Source organism: Citreimonas salinaria (assembly GCF_900107235.1).
GTDB classification, from domain to species: Bacteria; Pseudomonadota; Alphaproteobacteria; order Rhodobacterales; family Rhodobacteraceae; genus Citreimonas; species Citreimonas salinaria.
This window is the reverse complement of record NZ_FNPF01000001.1, coordinates 276,590-290,379: the sequence shown is the minus strand read 5'-3', so window position 1 is coordinate 290,379 and position 13,790 is coordinate 276,590. Positions and strand designations below refer to the sequence as shown.

General features: G+C 67.1%; 13 protein-coding genes. 7 read left to right on the top strand and 6 right to left on the bottom strand.

Annotation, left to right across the window (positions count from 1 at the left end; translation table 11 throughout):
- Window positions 1-203 precede the first annotated feature (203 nt).
- Window positions 204-1,592, top strand: coding sequence for a polysaccharide biosynthesis/export family protein (locus BLW27_RS01360; protein ID WP_245710734.1), 1,389 nt, complete (start codon window positions 204-206; stop codon window positions 1,590-1,592).
- Window positions 1,593-1,757: 165 nt separating this feature from the next.
- Here the strand turns inward: BLW27_RS01360 and BLW27_RS01355 are convergent, their stop codons facing one another.
- The 4 genes from BLW27_RS01355 to BLW27_RS01340 all read right to left on the bottom strand — a co-directional run bounded on the left by BLW27_RS01355 (window position 1,758) and on the right by BLW27_RS01340 (window position 5,129).
- Entirely contained in the window at window positions 1,758-2,414 is a 657-nt protein-coding gene (locus tag BLW27_RS01355) for a sugar transferase (RefSeq protein ID WP_089878051.1), read from the bottom strand.
- A gap of 216 nt (window positions 2,415-2,630) precedes the next feature.
- Window positions 2,631-4,388 (bottom strand): sensor histidine kinase, encoded by a 1,758-nt coding sequence (locus BLW27_RS01350; protein ID WP_089878048.1) that lies wholly within the window; start codon window positions 4,386-4,388, stop codon window positions 2,631-2,633.
- On the bottom strand, window positions 4,385-4,951 hold the full coding sequence (locus BLW27_RS01345) for an RNA polymerase sigma factor (protein ID WP_089878044.1): 567 nt from the start codon (window positions 4,949-4,951) through the stop codon (window positions 4,385-4,387). Before BLW27_RS01345 ends, BLW27_RS01350 begins: the two co-directional genes overlap by 4 nt.
- Entirely contained in the window at window positions 4,944-5,129 is a 186-nt protein-coding gene (locus BLW27_RS01340) for a NepR family anti-sigma factor (protein WP_089878041.1), read from the bottom strand. Before BLW27_RS01340 ends, BLW27_RS01345 begins: the two co-directional genes overlap by 8 nt.
- Before the next feature lie 102 nt (window positions 5,130-5,231).
- Here BLW27_RS01340 and BLW27_RS01335 point away from each other — a divergent pair, with 102 nt between their 5' ends.
- Complete coding sequence (locus BLW27_RS01335) at window positions 5,232-6,041, top strand: response regulator (protein WP_089878040.1); 810 nt, start codon at window positions 5,232-5,234, stop codon at window positions 6,039-6,041.
- 53 nt (window positions 6,042-6,094) lie between these two features.
- Here the strand turns inward: BLW27_RS01335 and BLW27_RS01330 are convergent, their stop codons facing one another.
- Window positions 6,095-6,292, bottom strand: a complete 198-nt coding sequence (locus BLW27_RS01330; protein WP_089878036.1) for a DUF1328 domain-containing protein — start codon at window positions 6,290-6,292, stop codon at window positions 6,095-6,097.
- Window positions 6,293-6,435: 143 nt separating this feature from the next.
- Between BLW27_RS01330 and BLW27_RS01325 the strand changes: the two genes are divergently transcribed.
- Genes BLW27_RS01325 through BLW27_RS01310 form a run of 4 tightly spaced genes read left to right on the top strand, consistent with a single transcriptional unit; the run spans window position 6,436 to window position 10,298 of the window.
- Window positions 6,436-7,374, top strand: coding sequence for an amidoligase family protein (locus BLW27_RS01325; protein WP_089878033.1), 939 nt, complete (start codon window positions 6,436-6,438; stop codon window positions 7,372-7,374).
- A complete protein-coding gene (locus BLW27_RS01320; RefSeq protein ID WP_089878031.1) occupies window positions 7,371-8,078 on the top strand; it encodes a gamma-glutamyl-gamma-aminobutyrate hydrolase family protein in 708 nt (235 codons plus the stop codon). The genes BLW27_RS01325 and BLW27_RS01320 overlap by 4 nt, the downstream gene beginning before the upstream one ends.
- Window positions 8,079-8,109: 31 nt before the next feature.
- Window positions 8,110-8,775, top strand: coding sequence for an SDR family NAD(P)-dependent oxidoreductase (locus tag BLW27_RS01315; protein ID WP_089878028.1), 666 nt, complete (start codon window positions 8,110-8,112; stop codon window positions 8,773-8,775).
- Window positions 8,769-10,298: a cryptochrome/photolyase family protein gene (locus BLW27_RS01310; RefSeq protein WP_089878025.1), complete on the top strand. Its 1,530-nt coding sequence runs from the start codon at window positions 8,769-8,771 to the stop codon at window positions 10,296-10,298. The genes BLW27_RS01315 and BLW27_RS01310 overlap by 7 nt, the downstream gene beginning before the upstream one ends.
- Window positions 10,299-10,447: 149 nt before the next feature.
- Here the strand turns inward: BLW27_RS01310 and BLW27_RS01305 are convergent, their stop codons facing one another.
- On the bottom strand, window positions 10,448-11,956 hold the full coding sequence (locus tag BLW27_RS01305; protein WP_089878022.1) for an MORN repeat-containing protein: 1,509 nt from the start codon (window positions 11,954-11,956) through the stop codon (window positions 10,448-10,450).
- A gap of 170 nt (window positions 11,957-12,126) precedes the next feature.
- On the opposite strand from BLW27_RS01305, the gene BLW27_RS01300 reads away from it, so the two are divergent.
- Entirely contained in the window at window positions 12,127-13,782 is a 1,656-nt protein-coding gene (locus BLW27_RS01300; protein WP_089878019.1) for an NAD+ synthase, read from the top strand.
- Window positions 13,783-13,790: the final 8 nt, after the last annotated feature.

The window sequence follows — 13,790 nt, the reverse complement described above, 5'->3', positions numbered from 1 at the left end:
CGGTCTGTGGCACATTGGGCACGGGAGCGTCGAAAAACCCCGAAGTTGGCCCGCCTCCCTGCGAGTCGCGGCAGCTTTCCGCTAAACCGTTCTGGAAGTCGCGTGCGATCGTTGGGCGCGGGTCGACGGGCGGTCTCTGCCGCGCCGACCTGCTTGTGCTCGCTGTCGCCGTGGCGCTCGATCGAAATGGCAGGATGGCGGTGATGATCAAGGCAGGCAAAGACAGTCTACTTCCGGGCAACGCGCCGCGTGCGGTGGCGCTGGCAATGGCGCTGGCGGTGTCCGGGTGCGGCATCACCTACAAAAGCCCGTCCGTCCGGACCGTCGCCGAAGGCGCGGTGGTCGATGTGGTGCCGCTGACCCCGGCAGAGGTCGCGCGTGCCAACCGGACGCCCTACGCCCCCAAATCCCTGCCGAACGCGTTCTTCGTCGGCGCCGATCTCGGCCAGTCCGAAATGTCCGGAGCGGCGCTGCCCGCGATGCCCTACGTTCCCGAAGAACAGCGCGAGGCCCTCGACCTGCGCCCGCTGCCGTCGATCGACCCTCCTCCCTATCGCATCGGTGTCGGTGACGTTGTCCTGCTGGCGACGCGGGGGGCGGCCTCGACCGTTGAGCAACTGTCCGGTCTGCTGGCGGCGCAGAGCCAGCGGCAGGGCTATACCGTCCGGGACGACGGCACGATCGCCATCCCCGAGGTTGGAACAATCGACATCGGGGGCCTGACGCTGCAACAGGCAGAGGACCGCGTGTTCGAGACGCTGGTCTCCAACCAGATCGACCCGTCCTTCAGCCTCGAAGTGGCCGAGTTCAACTCGAAGCGCGCCACCGTCGGCGGTGCTGTCGGGCAGACCACGATCGTGCCCATCGGGCTCAGCACGGTGACGCTGCGCGACGCCCTGACCGCAGCCGGCGGCCTGACCGTCACCGACGAGGAATTCGCGTCCGTCCGGATCTACCGCGACGGGACGCTGTACCAGATCCCCGTCGAGGTCCTTCTTGACGAGCCGTCGCTGGGCAATGCCGCTCTGCTCGATGGGGACGCGATCTATGTCGACACCAGCTACGACCTGACCCGCGCGCTGCAGTTCTACCAGTCGCGGCTTGACGTGATCGCGCGCCGTGAAGCCACGCAGTCTGCCGCACTGACCCGTCTGCAGGCCGAGATCGCCCGCCGCCGTGCTGCACTGGACGAACAGCGTTCGCTGTTCCGGGCGCGCACCGATCTGGATGCCGTCGAGCGCGAGTATGTCTATCTGGTGGGCGAGGTGAACAACCAGTCGCGCTTTGCGCTGCCTTACGGGCACACAGCGTCCCTGGCCGACGTTCTGTACGATCAGGGCGGGTTCAGCACCGAAACCGGCGACCCGTCGCAAATCTACGTGCTGCGCGACGGGGCTTACGAAGGTCGCATCGAACGCATCATCGCCTACCATCTCGATGCATCGAACGTCGTCCACATGATGAACGCGACCGAATTCGAGATGCGCCCGCGCGACATCGTGTTCATCGAGGAGCAGCCGATCACCAAGTGGAACCGCGCGCTGCAGCAATTTTTCCCGGTTCTCATCCGGGAGGCGACCGCCACCAACTGATCGCGGCCCAAGGAGCGGATCGTCCGAACCCCGGCCACGCATAGCGACTGGCCGGGGATTTCCATTCTGCGGAGAGAAATCGCTTCACCGAAGAACGCGTGCCCAATTCGCAATCAAAAAGGGCCGCCGAAGCAGCCCCCTGAATTGCCGTTGTCGCGATGTTGGTCAGGAGCCGGCGCGCTTGGCCACGACCGTCAGGGTGCGCCAGAAGATCCAGAGTTCCAACCGCATGTTCGTGTTGGTGATGTAGTAGAGATCGGCCTGCACCTTTCGGCGCGTCGCCTCGATTCCGACGGCATATCCGAGCTCGGTCTGTGCCAGACCGCTGATGCCGGGCCGCACCACATGCCTGGACTTGTAGCCCGGGATTTCGCGCAGATAGCGCCTGGCGTGACTGAAGTAATCGGGCCTCGGGCCGATCAGGCTCATGTCGCCGCGCAGGACGTTGATGATCTGCGGCAACTCGTCGATCCGGGTCTTGCGAAGGAAGCTTCCGAGCGGCGTGATACGATCGGCGTCCAACGGCCCGTCGGCACCGCGCGAAAGGCGTTCAGCCGGCCGCATGCTGCGAAACTTGATCGCCTTGAACGGCTTGCAGTTCCGGCCCATGCGCGTCTGCAGAAAGAACAGCGGACCTCGATTGTAGAACGGATTCAGCGCCAGCAAGGCGACCGCGCAGATCAGAAGCAGGGGAAGCAGCAGGATGCTCACCACCACGTCGAAGCTTCTTTTTGCGATGAAGAATGCCCTTCGCGAAGGGCTCGAAGTATCCAGCGGCAGCGCCTCCGGGTACAGGTCCTGAGCAGCAGCCAAATCGTACATATCACCCTCGCATCATCAAACGGGACCCGTCTGTAAACTTTTACTAAATATATCTATGGCTAACTTCGGGCCCGACGGATTGTCAATCAGTGGGATTACCAGGAACGCGTGATTCCGTTGCCGTGCTTAATTTAACGATCTTTCGACGAAATTTTTCGCGAGTCAACGACGCCAAGGGGCCCGTTCGGGCGCGATCGCGTGCGGGAGTGCCAATTTCTAGGCAGGCACAGCCGCATCGTCGTTGTCGAAATCCCGCCGGTGGAATCGAAGGACGAAACGATATGAATCCGAGGATTCAACGACTTCCGATCGTCCGTGCAACTGCTGTTCAAACGCCTTGATCAGCCGCGCGCCAAGCCCGTCGCCGGAGGATTCGGCGCCGTCGTCTGACACGTGCAAATCGCTGCCCTTGGTGTTCTCGACCGTCAGGACCACGAGTTCGCTTTCGTCGTGCGCGAGATCCACTTCGATTCGCGCCACGCCGTCCTCCCGGCGTCCCACGTACTTGACCGCATTCGTGACGGTTTCGGCCACGAGCATGGACAGTGGCACCGCCTGATCGGGGTAGAGCTCGACTGGATCCAGCCGGGTCACCACGTCCACCCGTCGTTGAGCGGCGCCTCCGGCCAGATCCGAAACCAGCGTCTCGACCATGGCGTCGGCCTGCACGGTGGTCATCTCGGGGCTGGAATACAACGTGCGGTGCATCGTCGCCAGGCCCCGCACGCGGTTGCGCAGGCTGTCCAGAACGCGCCGTGCCTCGGGCGTGCGGGCATTGCGCGCCTGCATGTTCATGATGGAGCCGATCAACTGGAGGTTGTTCTTCACGCGATGGTGCACTTCCTTCAGCAGGACCTCCTTGTCGCGCAGATCCTGCTCTTGCTTGGCCTCGGCCTGGGCTAGCAATAGTACCATCCGGTTGAAGGCGCGCTCGGTCTCGCGCAGCTCCTCCGGCGGGTTCTCGAGCTCGATCCGGCCGCCGCGCAGCTCTCCGAGGGCAAGTTGCCGCATAGCGCTGCGCAGCGCCGTGATGTGGCGGATCACCAGGCGCTGCAGCCCGAAATAGGCGACTATCGTGCCGATCACCCACATCAGGATCGGAAAGATCAGCGGCGCGAGCGTCGCCAATGTCCAGTCCTGGCCCAGAACGGCGCGCTGCGGCCAGCTTCCCACCAGCGCCGCTTGGCCGTTGATCATGCGGCTGACGGCGAAGACGCGAGTCTCGCCGTTTCCGGCCTCTGCCTCGAATGTCGCGCCCTGCAGTTCGAACAGGGTCTCGGCGGACATGGCGCGGGGCAGGTATCCGCCATTCCCGGCGCTTTCGTGCGACGAGGCCAGCACCACGCCGTCGCGGGCGACGACCGCCAGCCGAAGGTTGTTCCCGGTCGCCCGTTGTGAAGTCGCGATCAGCGCCTCGGCGATCCGAAGCGGGATCGACAGGGAAATGAAGCCGATCAGCCCGCCGTCGTCCCGGACCGGGCGGGCCACGCGGATGACCGGCGTGCCGTAGCTTTCACTGGCCGGACGGATCGAGATTTCCATCTCGGCGGGTTGGATGTCGGGCCCAAGCCGGCTGACAGCGGCGCGCTCGGCCGGCCCGGTGCCGCGGGACTGGCAGAGAAGCCGCCCGTCGACCGCATGGAAGCGCGCGGACAGGAAGTCGCCGTCCGCGGCGACGAACCGGTCCAGCGCCTCGGCGCAGGCACCGATGTCCATCCCGACAACCGCCGAGCCAAGTGCCTGGGATGCCCCGGAGGCGCGCTGGATCAGTTCGCGTGCGAGCGTTCCCGCCGCCACCGTTCGCTCCATCAGCGTGGCGCGATTGCGTTCCCGCGCCTCCTCCAGAACCACGCCGGTCTGGTAGAGCGAGATCACGCCGAGCGGGAAAAGCGCGAGCGTCAGAAGGGCGATCAACTGGACCGGAAGCCGACGCAGGAATGTCCTGACGCGCAACTCGAGGCCCTTTGCGGTCACGCTGCGCTCGGGTTCGACGCTACGATTCCCCTGGTCACCTGATCGGTCGCTTCCAGCGCCTCGCCTTCGTTCAACTGCATCAGCTCGGCCAACCGCGCGCGCGCCCGGTTGACGCGGCTTTTCACGGTCCCGACGGCGACACCGCAGGTCGCGGCCGCTTCCTCGTAGGAAAAGCCGCCGGCGCCGACGAGGATCAGCGCCTCGCGCTGCTCTTCGTTGAGCTTGTCGAAGGCCGCATTGAAATCGTTCATCTGAAGCCGGCCGTCATGGTCGGGCTTCTGCGCCAGGCTGTCCGCCATGACGTTGTCGACATCCTCGACCTCGCGCCGGCGGCGGCGGTAATGCGAATAGAACGTGTTGCGCAGGATGGTGAACAACCATGCGCGCATGTTGGTGCCGCGCTGGAACTTGTCCATGTTGGTCCAGGCCTTGACCAGCGCGTCCTGCACCATGTCGTCGGCCAGCGATCCGTTCCGCGTCAGCGAGATCGCAAAGGCGCGCATGGCGCCCAGGTGCTCGACGATCTCGTCGCGCGGGTCGCGCGTCTCGGGGGCATCACTCATCGGCGCGCGGCTCCTCGGCCCCGCGGGCGGGTTCGCCCGAACCGTCGGAGTTGCGCAGCCGCGCAAGCAGTTCGTGGAAGCGGTCGGGCACGTCTTCGTTCAACACATCATCGTAGGCCCGCTTGAGGTTACGGTCGATCTGCGATTGAAGTCTTGATGAACTGTTCTGTTGCGTCATGTTGAGGGCTATGCCGATCTCCAGGTCTTCCCGCCACCGGGGAACCAAACTCCCGCGGGGCGCTTCGGTTCCATACCTATACCAAATAACAGGAAAGACGAGATGAGCGACGAAAATTCTACCGACCTGGCCGGGGAAGTCGGGCAGAACCTGCCATACTTGCGCCGCTACGCGCGCGCACTGACCGGGTCGCAGGAACGGGGCGACACCTACGCCATGGCAGCGCTCGAGGCGATTCTGGACGATCCGGCCGCGTATCACCGGTCGCTGGGTGCGAAGCCGGCGCTGTTCAAGGTCTTCCACACGATCTGGTCGACGCTGGGCGGCTACATGGACGACGAGGAAACCGGCCTGACCGGCAAGGCGCAGCGCCACCTGGCCAAGCTGACCTCGAACACGCGCGAGGCGCTGCTGCTCTACACGATCGAGGACATGGATTACGACGACATCGCCGCGATCATGGACATCCCGCGCGACGAGGCCGTGTCGCTGGTCGACATCGCTTTCCAGGAAATGGCCAAGTCGGTCGCCGGCAAGGTGATGATCATCGAGGACGAGGCGATCATCGCCGTCGATCTCGAGGGAATCGTGGCCGAGATGGGCCACCGCATCACCGGCACCGCCAGCACCGAGGAAGCCGCCGTCGCGCTGGCCGATCAGGAAAAGCCCGAACTCATCCTGTCCGACATCCAGCTCGCCGACATGTCCAGCGGCATCGACGCCGTCAACCGGATCCTCGAGAAACACGGCGACATCCCGGTCGTGTTCATCACCGCCTACCCCGAGCGCCTGCTGACCGGCGAGGGGCCGGAGCCCGCCTTCCTGATCTCGAAGCCCTACAAGGAAGACCAGGTGCGCTCGGCGGTAAGCCAGGCGATGTTCTTCTCGTCCACCGAGACGCTGAGGGCCTGAGAGCGTCTGCCTGCTGCGTGTGGGCGCTGGGGGCGTCCGCGCGAAGGCTGGGTTCAGCCGCGGCCCAAGTCGTCGTGATCGTTCCTGTCGTCGCGCTGTGCCGCGCGCAGGGCGAACGCGGCGCCCAGGACGGCGAGGAAGAAATAGAACAGTATCTCGGCGATCGCGGCCGTCCCGCCGGCGAATCCGCCGAATGCGAACAACGCCGAGATGATCGCCGCCATGATGAAGATGGCGCTCCAGTGAGGCATGGCGCGGATCCCTCTGCGGTTAAGGCCGGTCAACACGCCGGCGCCAATGCCGTTCCGGGACCGCCCGTAAAGAATCGTTCAAGTTTTCGCGGGTCCGACGCCCGCTCGCGGAACCTTGGGCGAAATCGTGGGGTTGCCGCAGCATGAGCCGTCCGGATGACCCCTTCCCGCCGCTGCCCGGCGCGGAGCGCCTGTGCGGCGTCGAGATCGAACTGGCCGGCCTGACGGAGATCGAGGTGGCCGAGATCGCCTGCCACCGGCTGGGCGGCGGGTTCGAACGTTCGGCACCGCACGTGGTGGTCCTGCACGACAGCGCGCTGGGTGATCTCCGGGTCGAGCTCGACACGGCGTTGCGCAAGCTGGGCGGCGGCCGGCTGGTCCAGCAGGGGCTGGATGCTCTGCGCGGCCTGATTCCCGTCGAGATCGTGACCGACCCGCTGACACCCCGCGCGCTCGCGACGCTGGACGCCCTGCGCGAAGACCTGCGCCGGGCCGGCGCGCTGGGGTCGCGACACGGCGCGCTGCTGGGCTTCGGCGTCCACCTCAACCCGGCGCGCAGCGGCGACGACATGCGCGTCGTCCGCGTCGCCCGCGCCTTCGGCCTTGCCGAGGACTGGCTCAGGACCCGGCGCCGGATCGACATCACCCGCCGCATCCTGCCCTTCGTCGATCCGTGGCCGGCCCCACTGACCGACGACCTGGTCGATGCACCGCCGGACACGCTTGCCGGACTGGCGCGCCTCTATGCGCGCCACACCCAAAGCCGGAACCACGGGCTGGACCTTCTGCCGCTGCTGCGCGACGCCGTGCCCGACGCCTACGAGCAGGCATTTCCACGCGCGCGGACTATCGGCGGTCGTCCCGCCTACCATTTTCGCCTGCCCGATTGCCGGATCGACGAACCCGGCTGGAGCCTGGCCGAGCCTTGGGCCGACTGGCTGGCCATCGAGCGTGTCGCCGATGATTCCGCAATGACAGACGCGTTGTGCGCCGCATGGCGCGAACACCGGACGACGCGGGAATCGCGCGACGACTGGGCCCGGCAGGTCGGCAACATCCTGGGCACCGGGGTCGCTGCATGAGCAGGCCGGTGATCGCGGTGACGACCTCCCAGCTTTCGGGGTGGCGGGTCTTTCCGCTGGTGGCGCTGAACGTGTGGCTCGCGGGCGGGCGCGCTTTGCGCTGGGGCGTCGGCCGCGCGGCGGACCTGCCCTCGGTCGACGGGCTGATCATCGGTGGCGGCGACGACATCTCGCCCGCGCTCTACGGCCAGACCCTGCGCGTGACCGCGCGGCTGGACGCGCGGCGCGACACGCTGGAACGGCGGCTGGCCGAAGAGGCGCTGGCCCAGGGCGTGCCCGTTCTGGGCATCTGCCGGGGGGCGCAGATGCTGAACGTCGCGCTGCAGGGTACGCTCGAGCAGGACGCATGGTCGCGGCTGAACCAGCGCAAGATCACCACGATCCTGCCCAAACGGAACGTCCACGTCGTGCCCGACACGCACCTGTCGCGGATCGCGGGCACTGAACCCATGCGCGTCAACGCTTTGCACAGCCAGGCGGTCGATGATCTCGGGATCGGAATGCGCGTTTGTGCCCGCGACGAACACGGGATGGTGCAGGCCGTCGAACGGGCCAGCCCGCCCTTCGCGCTGGGCGTGCAATGGCACCCGGAACACCTTTTCTATGCCCGCCGCCAGCGCGCCCTGTTCCGCGCGCTGGTCGAGGCCGCGCAGGCCGGCCGAAAGCGCGACCCGGCGACGTCGCGCCGCCTGCGCCGCGCTTGATCCCGGGCCGCGCGCCGCTAGCTGGCGCGCCATGGAAAGCGCCTTGATCATCGGCGACAGCGGCGGCATCGGCGGCGCGCTTGGCCGCGAATTGCGTGGCCGCGGCACCGCCGTCACGGGCCTCTCGCGTTCGGAACACGCGCTGGACGTGACGGACGAGGCCAGCGTCGAGGCGGCGCTTGGCGCGCTGGATGGCCCGTTCGACCTGATTTTCGTGGCGACCGGCGCGCTCGAGATCGGCGGCGCGGAACCCGAAAAGGCGCTTCGCGACCTGACGCCGACGGCGTTGATGAACCAGGTGGCGCTGAACGCGCTGGGCCCTGCGCTGGTGCTGAAGCACGCGCAGCGGCTGCTGCCCCGGCGCGAACGCGCGGTCTTCGCGGCGCTGTCCGCGCGCGTGGGCAGCATCGGCGACAACCGTCTGGGCGGCTGGTACTCCTACCGCGCCGCCAAGGCCGCGCTGAACCAGCTGATGCACGGCGCCGCGATCGAGCTGGCGCGCAGCCACCGCCACCTGTGCGTCGCCTGCCTGCACCCCGGCACCGTCCAGACCGCCTTCACCGAGAAATACCTCGACCGGCACCCGTCCGTTCCGGCGGACGAGGCCGCTAAACGGCTGGCCAACGTGTTGGAAAACCTGACGCCCGAGCACACCGGCGGATTCTACGACTACGCCATGCGGGAAATCCCGTGGTAGGTCGGCTGATCCTCGTCCTCGGCGACCAGTTGACCGAGCGCGTCGTCGCCCTGCGTGAGGCGGACAGGCGGACCGACATCGTCGTCATGGCCGAGGTCGCGGACGAGGCGGGCTACGTTCCCCATCATCCCAAGAAGATCGCGCTGATCTTCGCGTCGATGCGCAAGTTCGCGGCGCGGCTGCGCGACGAGGGCTGGGACGTGCGCTACACGGCGCTGGACGACCCGGACAGTTCCGGCTCGGTCGTCGGAGAGTTGCTTCGTCGCGCCGAGGAAACCGGCGCGACCGAGGTCATCGCGACCGAACCGGGCGAGTGGCGCCTGATCGAGGCGCTGAACGACGCGCCGCTGAAGATCACGCAGCTCGAGGACGACCGCTTCGTCGCCTCGCACAAGGAATTCGACGACTGGGCGCGCGACCGCAAGGCGCTGCGGATGGAGTATTTCTACCGCGAGATGCGGCGCAAGACCGGCTTCCTGATGGAAGACGACGACCCGGCCGGCGGCAAATGGAACTTCGACCACGACAACCGCAAGCCCGCGCCGGGCGACGGCATCGCCACGCAGCTCATGCGCTTCACCCCCGACGAGACGGTCGAAGAGGTGCTTGATCTGGTCGAGGCACGCTTCGGCGACAACTTCGGCCAGGTGCGCCCGTTCCACTTCGCCACCGACCAAGGGGAGGCCCGCCGCGCGCTAACACACTTCGTGCAGCACGCCCTGCCGAAATTCGGCGATTTCCAGGACGCGATGCTGGACGAGGAACACTTCCTCTACCACGCGCTGATCTCGGGTTACGTGAACCTCGGCCTGCTTGACCCGATCGAGGTCTGCGAGGCGGTCGAGCAGGCCTGGCGCGACGGTCATGCGCCGATCAACGCGGCCGAAGGCTTCATCCGCCAGATCATCGGCTGGCGTGACTTCATGCGCGGCATCTATTTTCACGAAGGGCCGGATTACACGCGCCGCAACGTCCTGGGCCACCACCGCGACCTTCCGCCCCTTTTCTGGGGCGCCGAAACGAAGATGCGCTGCGTCGGCCGCACGGTCGAACAGACCCGCGACGACGCCTACGCCCACCACATCCAGCGGCTGATGGTGACCGGGAACTTCGCGTTGCTGGCCGGGATCGATCCCTGGCAGGTGCACGAATGGTACCTGTCGGTCTACTGGGACGCCTACGAATGGGTCGAGGCCCCGAACGTCATCGGGATGAGCCAGTTCGCGGATGGCGGCGTCATCGCGTCGAAGCCCTACGTCTCGTCCGGGAACTACATCGCGAAGATGTCGGATTACTGCGGCCACTGCGCCTACAAGGTGAAGGACAAGACCGGCCCCGATGCCTGCCCGTTCAACCTGCTGTTCTGGTATTTCATGGACCGCCACCGCGACCGCTTCGAGGGCAACCCCCGCATGGCGCAAATGTATCGCACCTTCGATCGCATGGATTCCGACCGGCGCGAGACGGTGCTGCGCGAGGCGGCGCGATTCCTCGACCGGATGGACGCGGGAGAGGTCGTCTAGAGCGCCACGCCCAGATCACTCGGGATCGCGTGGACGCTTTGAAGAACCGCATCTCCCGCAATTCGCGGAACGCCACTCAGCATGATCGGCGTGGCTGCGGTCTAGAATGGCCGAGCGAGGCGAACACGCGCCGGCCGCTCACAGTCTAGTCATTCCAACGGGGGCGGCAGCGTGTCCTCGCCATCCGCCTCGGGCCCGTCCGGTTCCGCGCTTTCCGGGGCCTCCGGCGTATCGGGCGAATCGTCGCCCTCTTCGGCCGGCGCCTCGTCCTCGGCCCGCTCCACCAGCGCGCCGTTGACCCATTCGCCGCGTGTCTCTTCGCCGCTGGCGTAGCGCATCGTGCCGGTGCCCTGTCGCTTGCCGGCCTCGAACGTGCCCTCGTAGACGTCGCCGTTGGCGTAGGTCGCCACGCCCTCGCCCTCGATCTCGCCGTCCTGCCATTCACCGGTATAGGAAAAGCCGCTGGCCATGGTGATCGTGCCCTGGCCGTGGCGCTCGCCGCCCTGGAACTCGCCCTCGTAGACGGTGCCGTCGGGATAGGTCGCCTTGCCGGTGCCCTCGCGCTCGCCGTCAACCCAGTCGCCCTCGTAGCGATAGCCGTCGGGATAGGTCATCACGCCGAAGCCGTGGTTCTGCGCGCTGCGGAACCCGCCCTGGTAGACCAGCCCGTTGGGATAGGTGGCGATGCCCTCGCCCTCGATCACGCCGTCGACCCAGTCGCCTTCGTAGGTCGCGCCGTCGGGATAGGTGATCTTGCCCATGCCGTTGGCGAGATCGCCTTGGAATTCACCCTCGTAGACCGACCCGTCGGGATAGGTCACGCGGCCCTGGCCCTCGATCTGGCCGTCGACCCAGTTGCCCTCGTAGACGTAGCCGTCCGCGCCCTCGAACCGGCCCTGGCCGTGGCGGCGATCGTCCTCGAAGGCGCCTTCGTAGACGTCGCCGTTGGCATAGGTCACTCGGCCTTGGCCGTGGCGGCGGCCATCGGCAAGCTCGCCCTCGTAGACGTCGCCGTTGGGCTGGGTCAGCCGGCCTTCGCCGTCGATCTGGCCCGCGTTCCAGGTGCCTTCGTAGACCAGCCCGTCGGGCATCGTCAGCGTGCCGGCGCCGTCGCGCTCGCCCTCGGTGACGCGGCCTTCGTAGACCGAGCCGTCGGGATAGGTGATCGTCGCCTCGCCTTCCTTGACGCCGTTGACCCACATCCCGTCGTAGACGTAGCCCGACGGCGCCGTCATCACGCCGCGCCCGTGGTGCAGCGCGTTGCGGAAGGACCCTTCGTAGCGCACGCCGTTGGCGTATTCCGCCACGCCCTGACCGGTGATCTTGCCGTCCAGCCACTGGCCTTCGTAGGTGCCGCCGTCGGCGAAGACGATCCGGCCCATGCCCTCGGGCTTGCCTGCGACGAACTGACCCTCGTAGACCGAGCCGTTCGGAAACCGCGCGACGCCTTGGCCGCGGATCTCGCCCTCGACCCAGTCGCCGGTGTATTCGTAGCCGTTGGGCAGCCGGTAGGTGCCGGTGCCGTGCTGCAGACCGTCCTGGAACGTGCCTTCGTACACGCCGCCGTCGTCGTATTCCTTGGTCTGGATGTCGCCGTCCTGCGCCTGCGCCGCGCCTGCCAGCGCAACGAGGACCGCGAAGATACCTGCCGTTCTCATGCTCTCATGCCCGCCCGTTTTTTCGGGGATTGCTCGAGCGCCGACGGTAAAGGAGCGGGCGGCACGGGGCAACGGCTTATCCCGCGTGCCTACGGTGGCGTTACCGGCTTCCCCTCGGGCACCTGTCTGCTATGTCCGTGCGCGGACGACAGGAGACCGGGAAGGATACCATGGCCGACCGCCTTCGCATGACGCTGGCCCAGCTCGACCCGATCGTGGGCGACCTGCGCGGCAACGCCGACAAGGCGCGCGCCGCCTGGGCGCAGGGCCGCGACGCCGGCGCCGATCTGGTCGCACTGCCCGAAATGTTCGTGACCGGCTACAACCCGCAGGACCTGACGCTGAAGCCCGCCTTCCACGCCGCCGCGATCGAGACGGTCGAGCAACTGGCGCGCGACTGCGCAGACGGCCCGGCCCTGGCGATCGGCGGCCCTTGGGTCGAGGGCACGCGGCTCTACAACGCCTACCACATCTGCTCGGGCGGCGCCGTCGTCGCGCGCGTGCTGAAGCACCACCTGCCCAACGAGCTGGTCTTCGACGAGGTGCGCATCTTCGACAGCGGCCCCGTCACCGGCCCTTACGCGCTGGGCGGCGTGCGCATCGGCTCGCCCATCTGCGAGGACGCCTGGCACGACGACGTGACCGAGACGCTGGCCGAGACCGCGGCCGAGATCCTGCTGGTGCCCAACGGCTCGCCCTATTACCGCGGCAAGCAGGACGTGCGGCTGAACCATATGGTCGCGCGGGTGGTCGAGACGGGGCTGCCGCTGGTCTATCTCAACATGACCGGCGGGCAGGACGACCAGGTGTTCGACGGCGGGTCCTTCGTGCTCAACCCCGGCGGGCGGGTCGCGGTGCAGCTTCCGGTCTTCGAGGACTGCATCGCCCACGTCGATTTCACCCGCACCGACGACCGCTGGCGGGCCGAGCCGGGCGATTTCACGCCACACCCGGATGCGTGGGAGCAGGATTACGCCGCGATGGTGCAGTCGCTACGCGGCTACTGCCGCAAGACCGGCTTCGGAAAGGTGCTGCTGGGCCTGTCCGGCGGCGTCGATTCCGCGCTGGTCGCCGCCATCGCGGTCGACGCGCTGGGGGCGGACAACGTGCGCTGCGTGATGCTGCCGTCGGAATACACCTCGTCCGCTTCGCTGGACGACGCGAAGGCCGTCGCGCAGGCGTTGGGCTGCCGCTACGACTACGTTCCGATCACCCAAGGCCGCGCCGCCATCACCGCCACGCTCGCGCCCCTGTTCGAGGGTCTCCCCGAGGACCTGACCGAGGAGAACCTCCAGTCGCGCCTCAGGGGCCTGCTGCTGATGGCGCTGTCCAACAAGTTCGGCGAGATGCTTCTGACCACCGGCAACAAGTCCGAAGTGGCCGTGGGCTACGCCACGATCTACGGCGACATGGCCGGCGGCTACAATCCCATCAAGGACCTCTACAAGACCCGCGTGTTCGAAACCTGCCGCTGGCGCAACGCGAACCATCGGCACTGGATGCTGGGTCCCGACGGCCCCGTGATGCCCGACAGCGTGATCGACAAGCCGCCCTCGGCCGAGCTGCGCGCCGACCAGAAGGACAGCGACTCGCTGCCCGACTACCCGGTGCTCGACGCGATCCTGACCATCCTCGTGGACCGCGACGGCGACGTGGCCGATTGCGTAGACGCCGGCTACGCCGAGGCCGATGCCCGCAAGGTGGAAAGCCTGCTCTACGTCAGCGAGTATAAGCGCTTCCAGTCCGCGCCGGGCACGCGGCTGACGCGCCGGGCCTTCTGGCTGGACCGGCGCTATCCGATCGTGAACCGGTGGCGCTCGCGCTAGCGGTTCGG

What these genes read in the sequence shown, in the direction of transcription:
- BLW27_RS01320 (WP_089878031.1), top strand. Translation starts at nt 7,371, where the DNA reads ATGAGCAGGCCGGTGATCGCGGTGACGACCTCCCAGCTTTCGGGGTGG.
- BLW27_RS01340 (WP_089878041.1), bottom strand. Translation starts at nt 5,129, where the DNA reads ATGACGCAACAGAACAGTTCATCAAGACTTCAATCGCAGATCGACCGT.
- BLW27_RS01300 (WP_089878019.1), top strand. Translation starts at nt 12,127, where the DNA reads ATGGCCGACCGCCTTCGCATGACGCTGGCCCAGCTCGACCCGATCGTG.
- BLW27_RS01355 (WP_089878051.1), bottom strand. Translation starts at nt 2,414, where the DNA reads ATGTACGATTTGGCTGCTGCTCAGGACCTGTACCCGGAGGCGCTGCCG.
- BLW27_RS01330 (WP_089878036.1), bottom strand. Translation starts at nt 6,292, where the DNA reads ATGCCTCACTGGAGCGCCATCTTCATCATGGCGGCGATCATCTCGGCG.
- BLW27_RS01315 (WP_089878028.1), top strand. Translation starts at nt 8,110, where the DNA reads ATGGAAAGCGCCTTGATCATCGGCGACAGCGGCGGCATCGGCGGCGCG.
- BLW27_RS01325 (WP_089878033.1), top strand. Translation starts at nt 6,436, where the DNA reads ATGAGCCGTCCGGATGACCCCTTCCCGCCGCTGCCCGGCGCGGAGCGC.
- BLW27_RS01345 (WP_089878044.1), bottom strand. Translation starts at nt 4,951, where the DNA reads ATGAGTGATGCCCCCGAGACGCGCGACCCGCGCGACGAGATCGTCGAG.
- BLW27_RS01360 (WP_245710734.1), top strand. Translation starts at nt 204, where the DNA reads ATGATCAAGGCAGGCAAAGACAGTCTACTTCCGGGCAACGCGCCGCGT.
- BLW27_RS01335 (WP_089878040.1), top strand. Translation starts at nt 5,232, where the DNA reads ATGAGCGACGAAAATTCTACCGACCTGGCCGGGGAAGTCGGGCAGAAC.
- BLW27_RS01305 (WP_089878022.1), bottom strand. Translation starts at nt 11,956, where the DNA reads ATGAGAACGGCAGGTATCTTCGCGGTCCTCGTTGCGCTGGCAGGCGCG.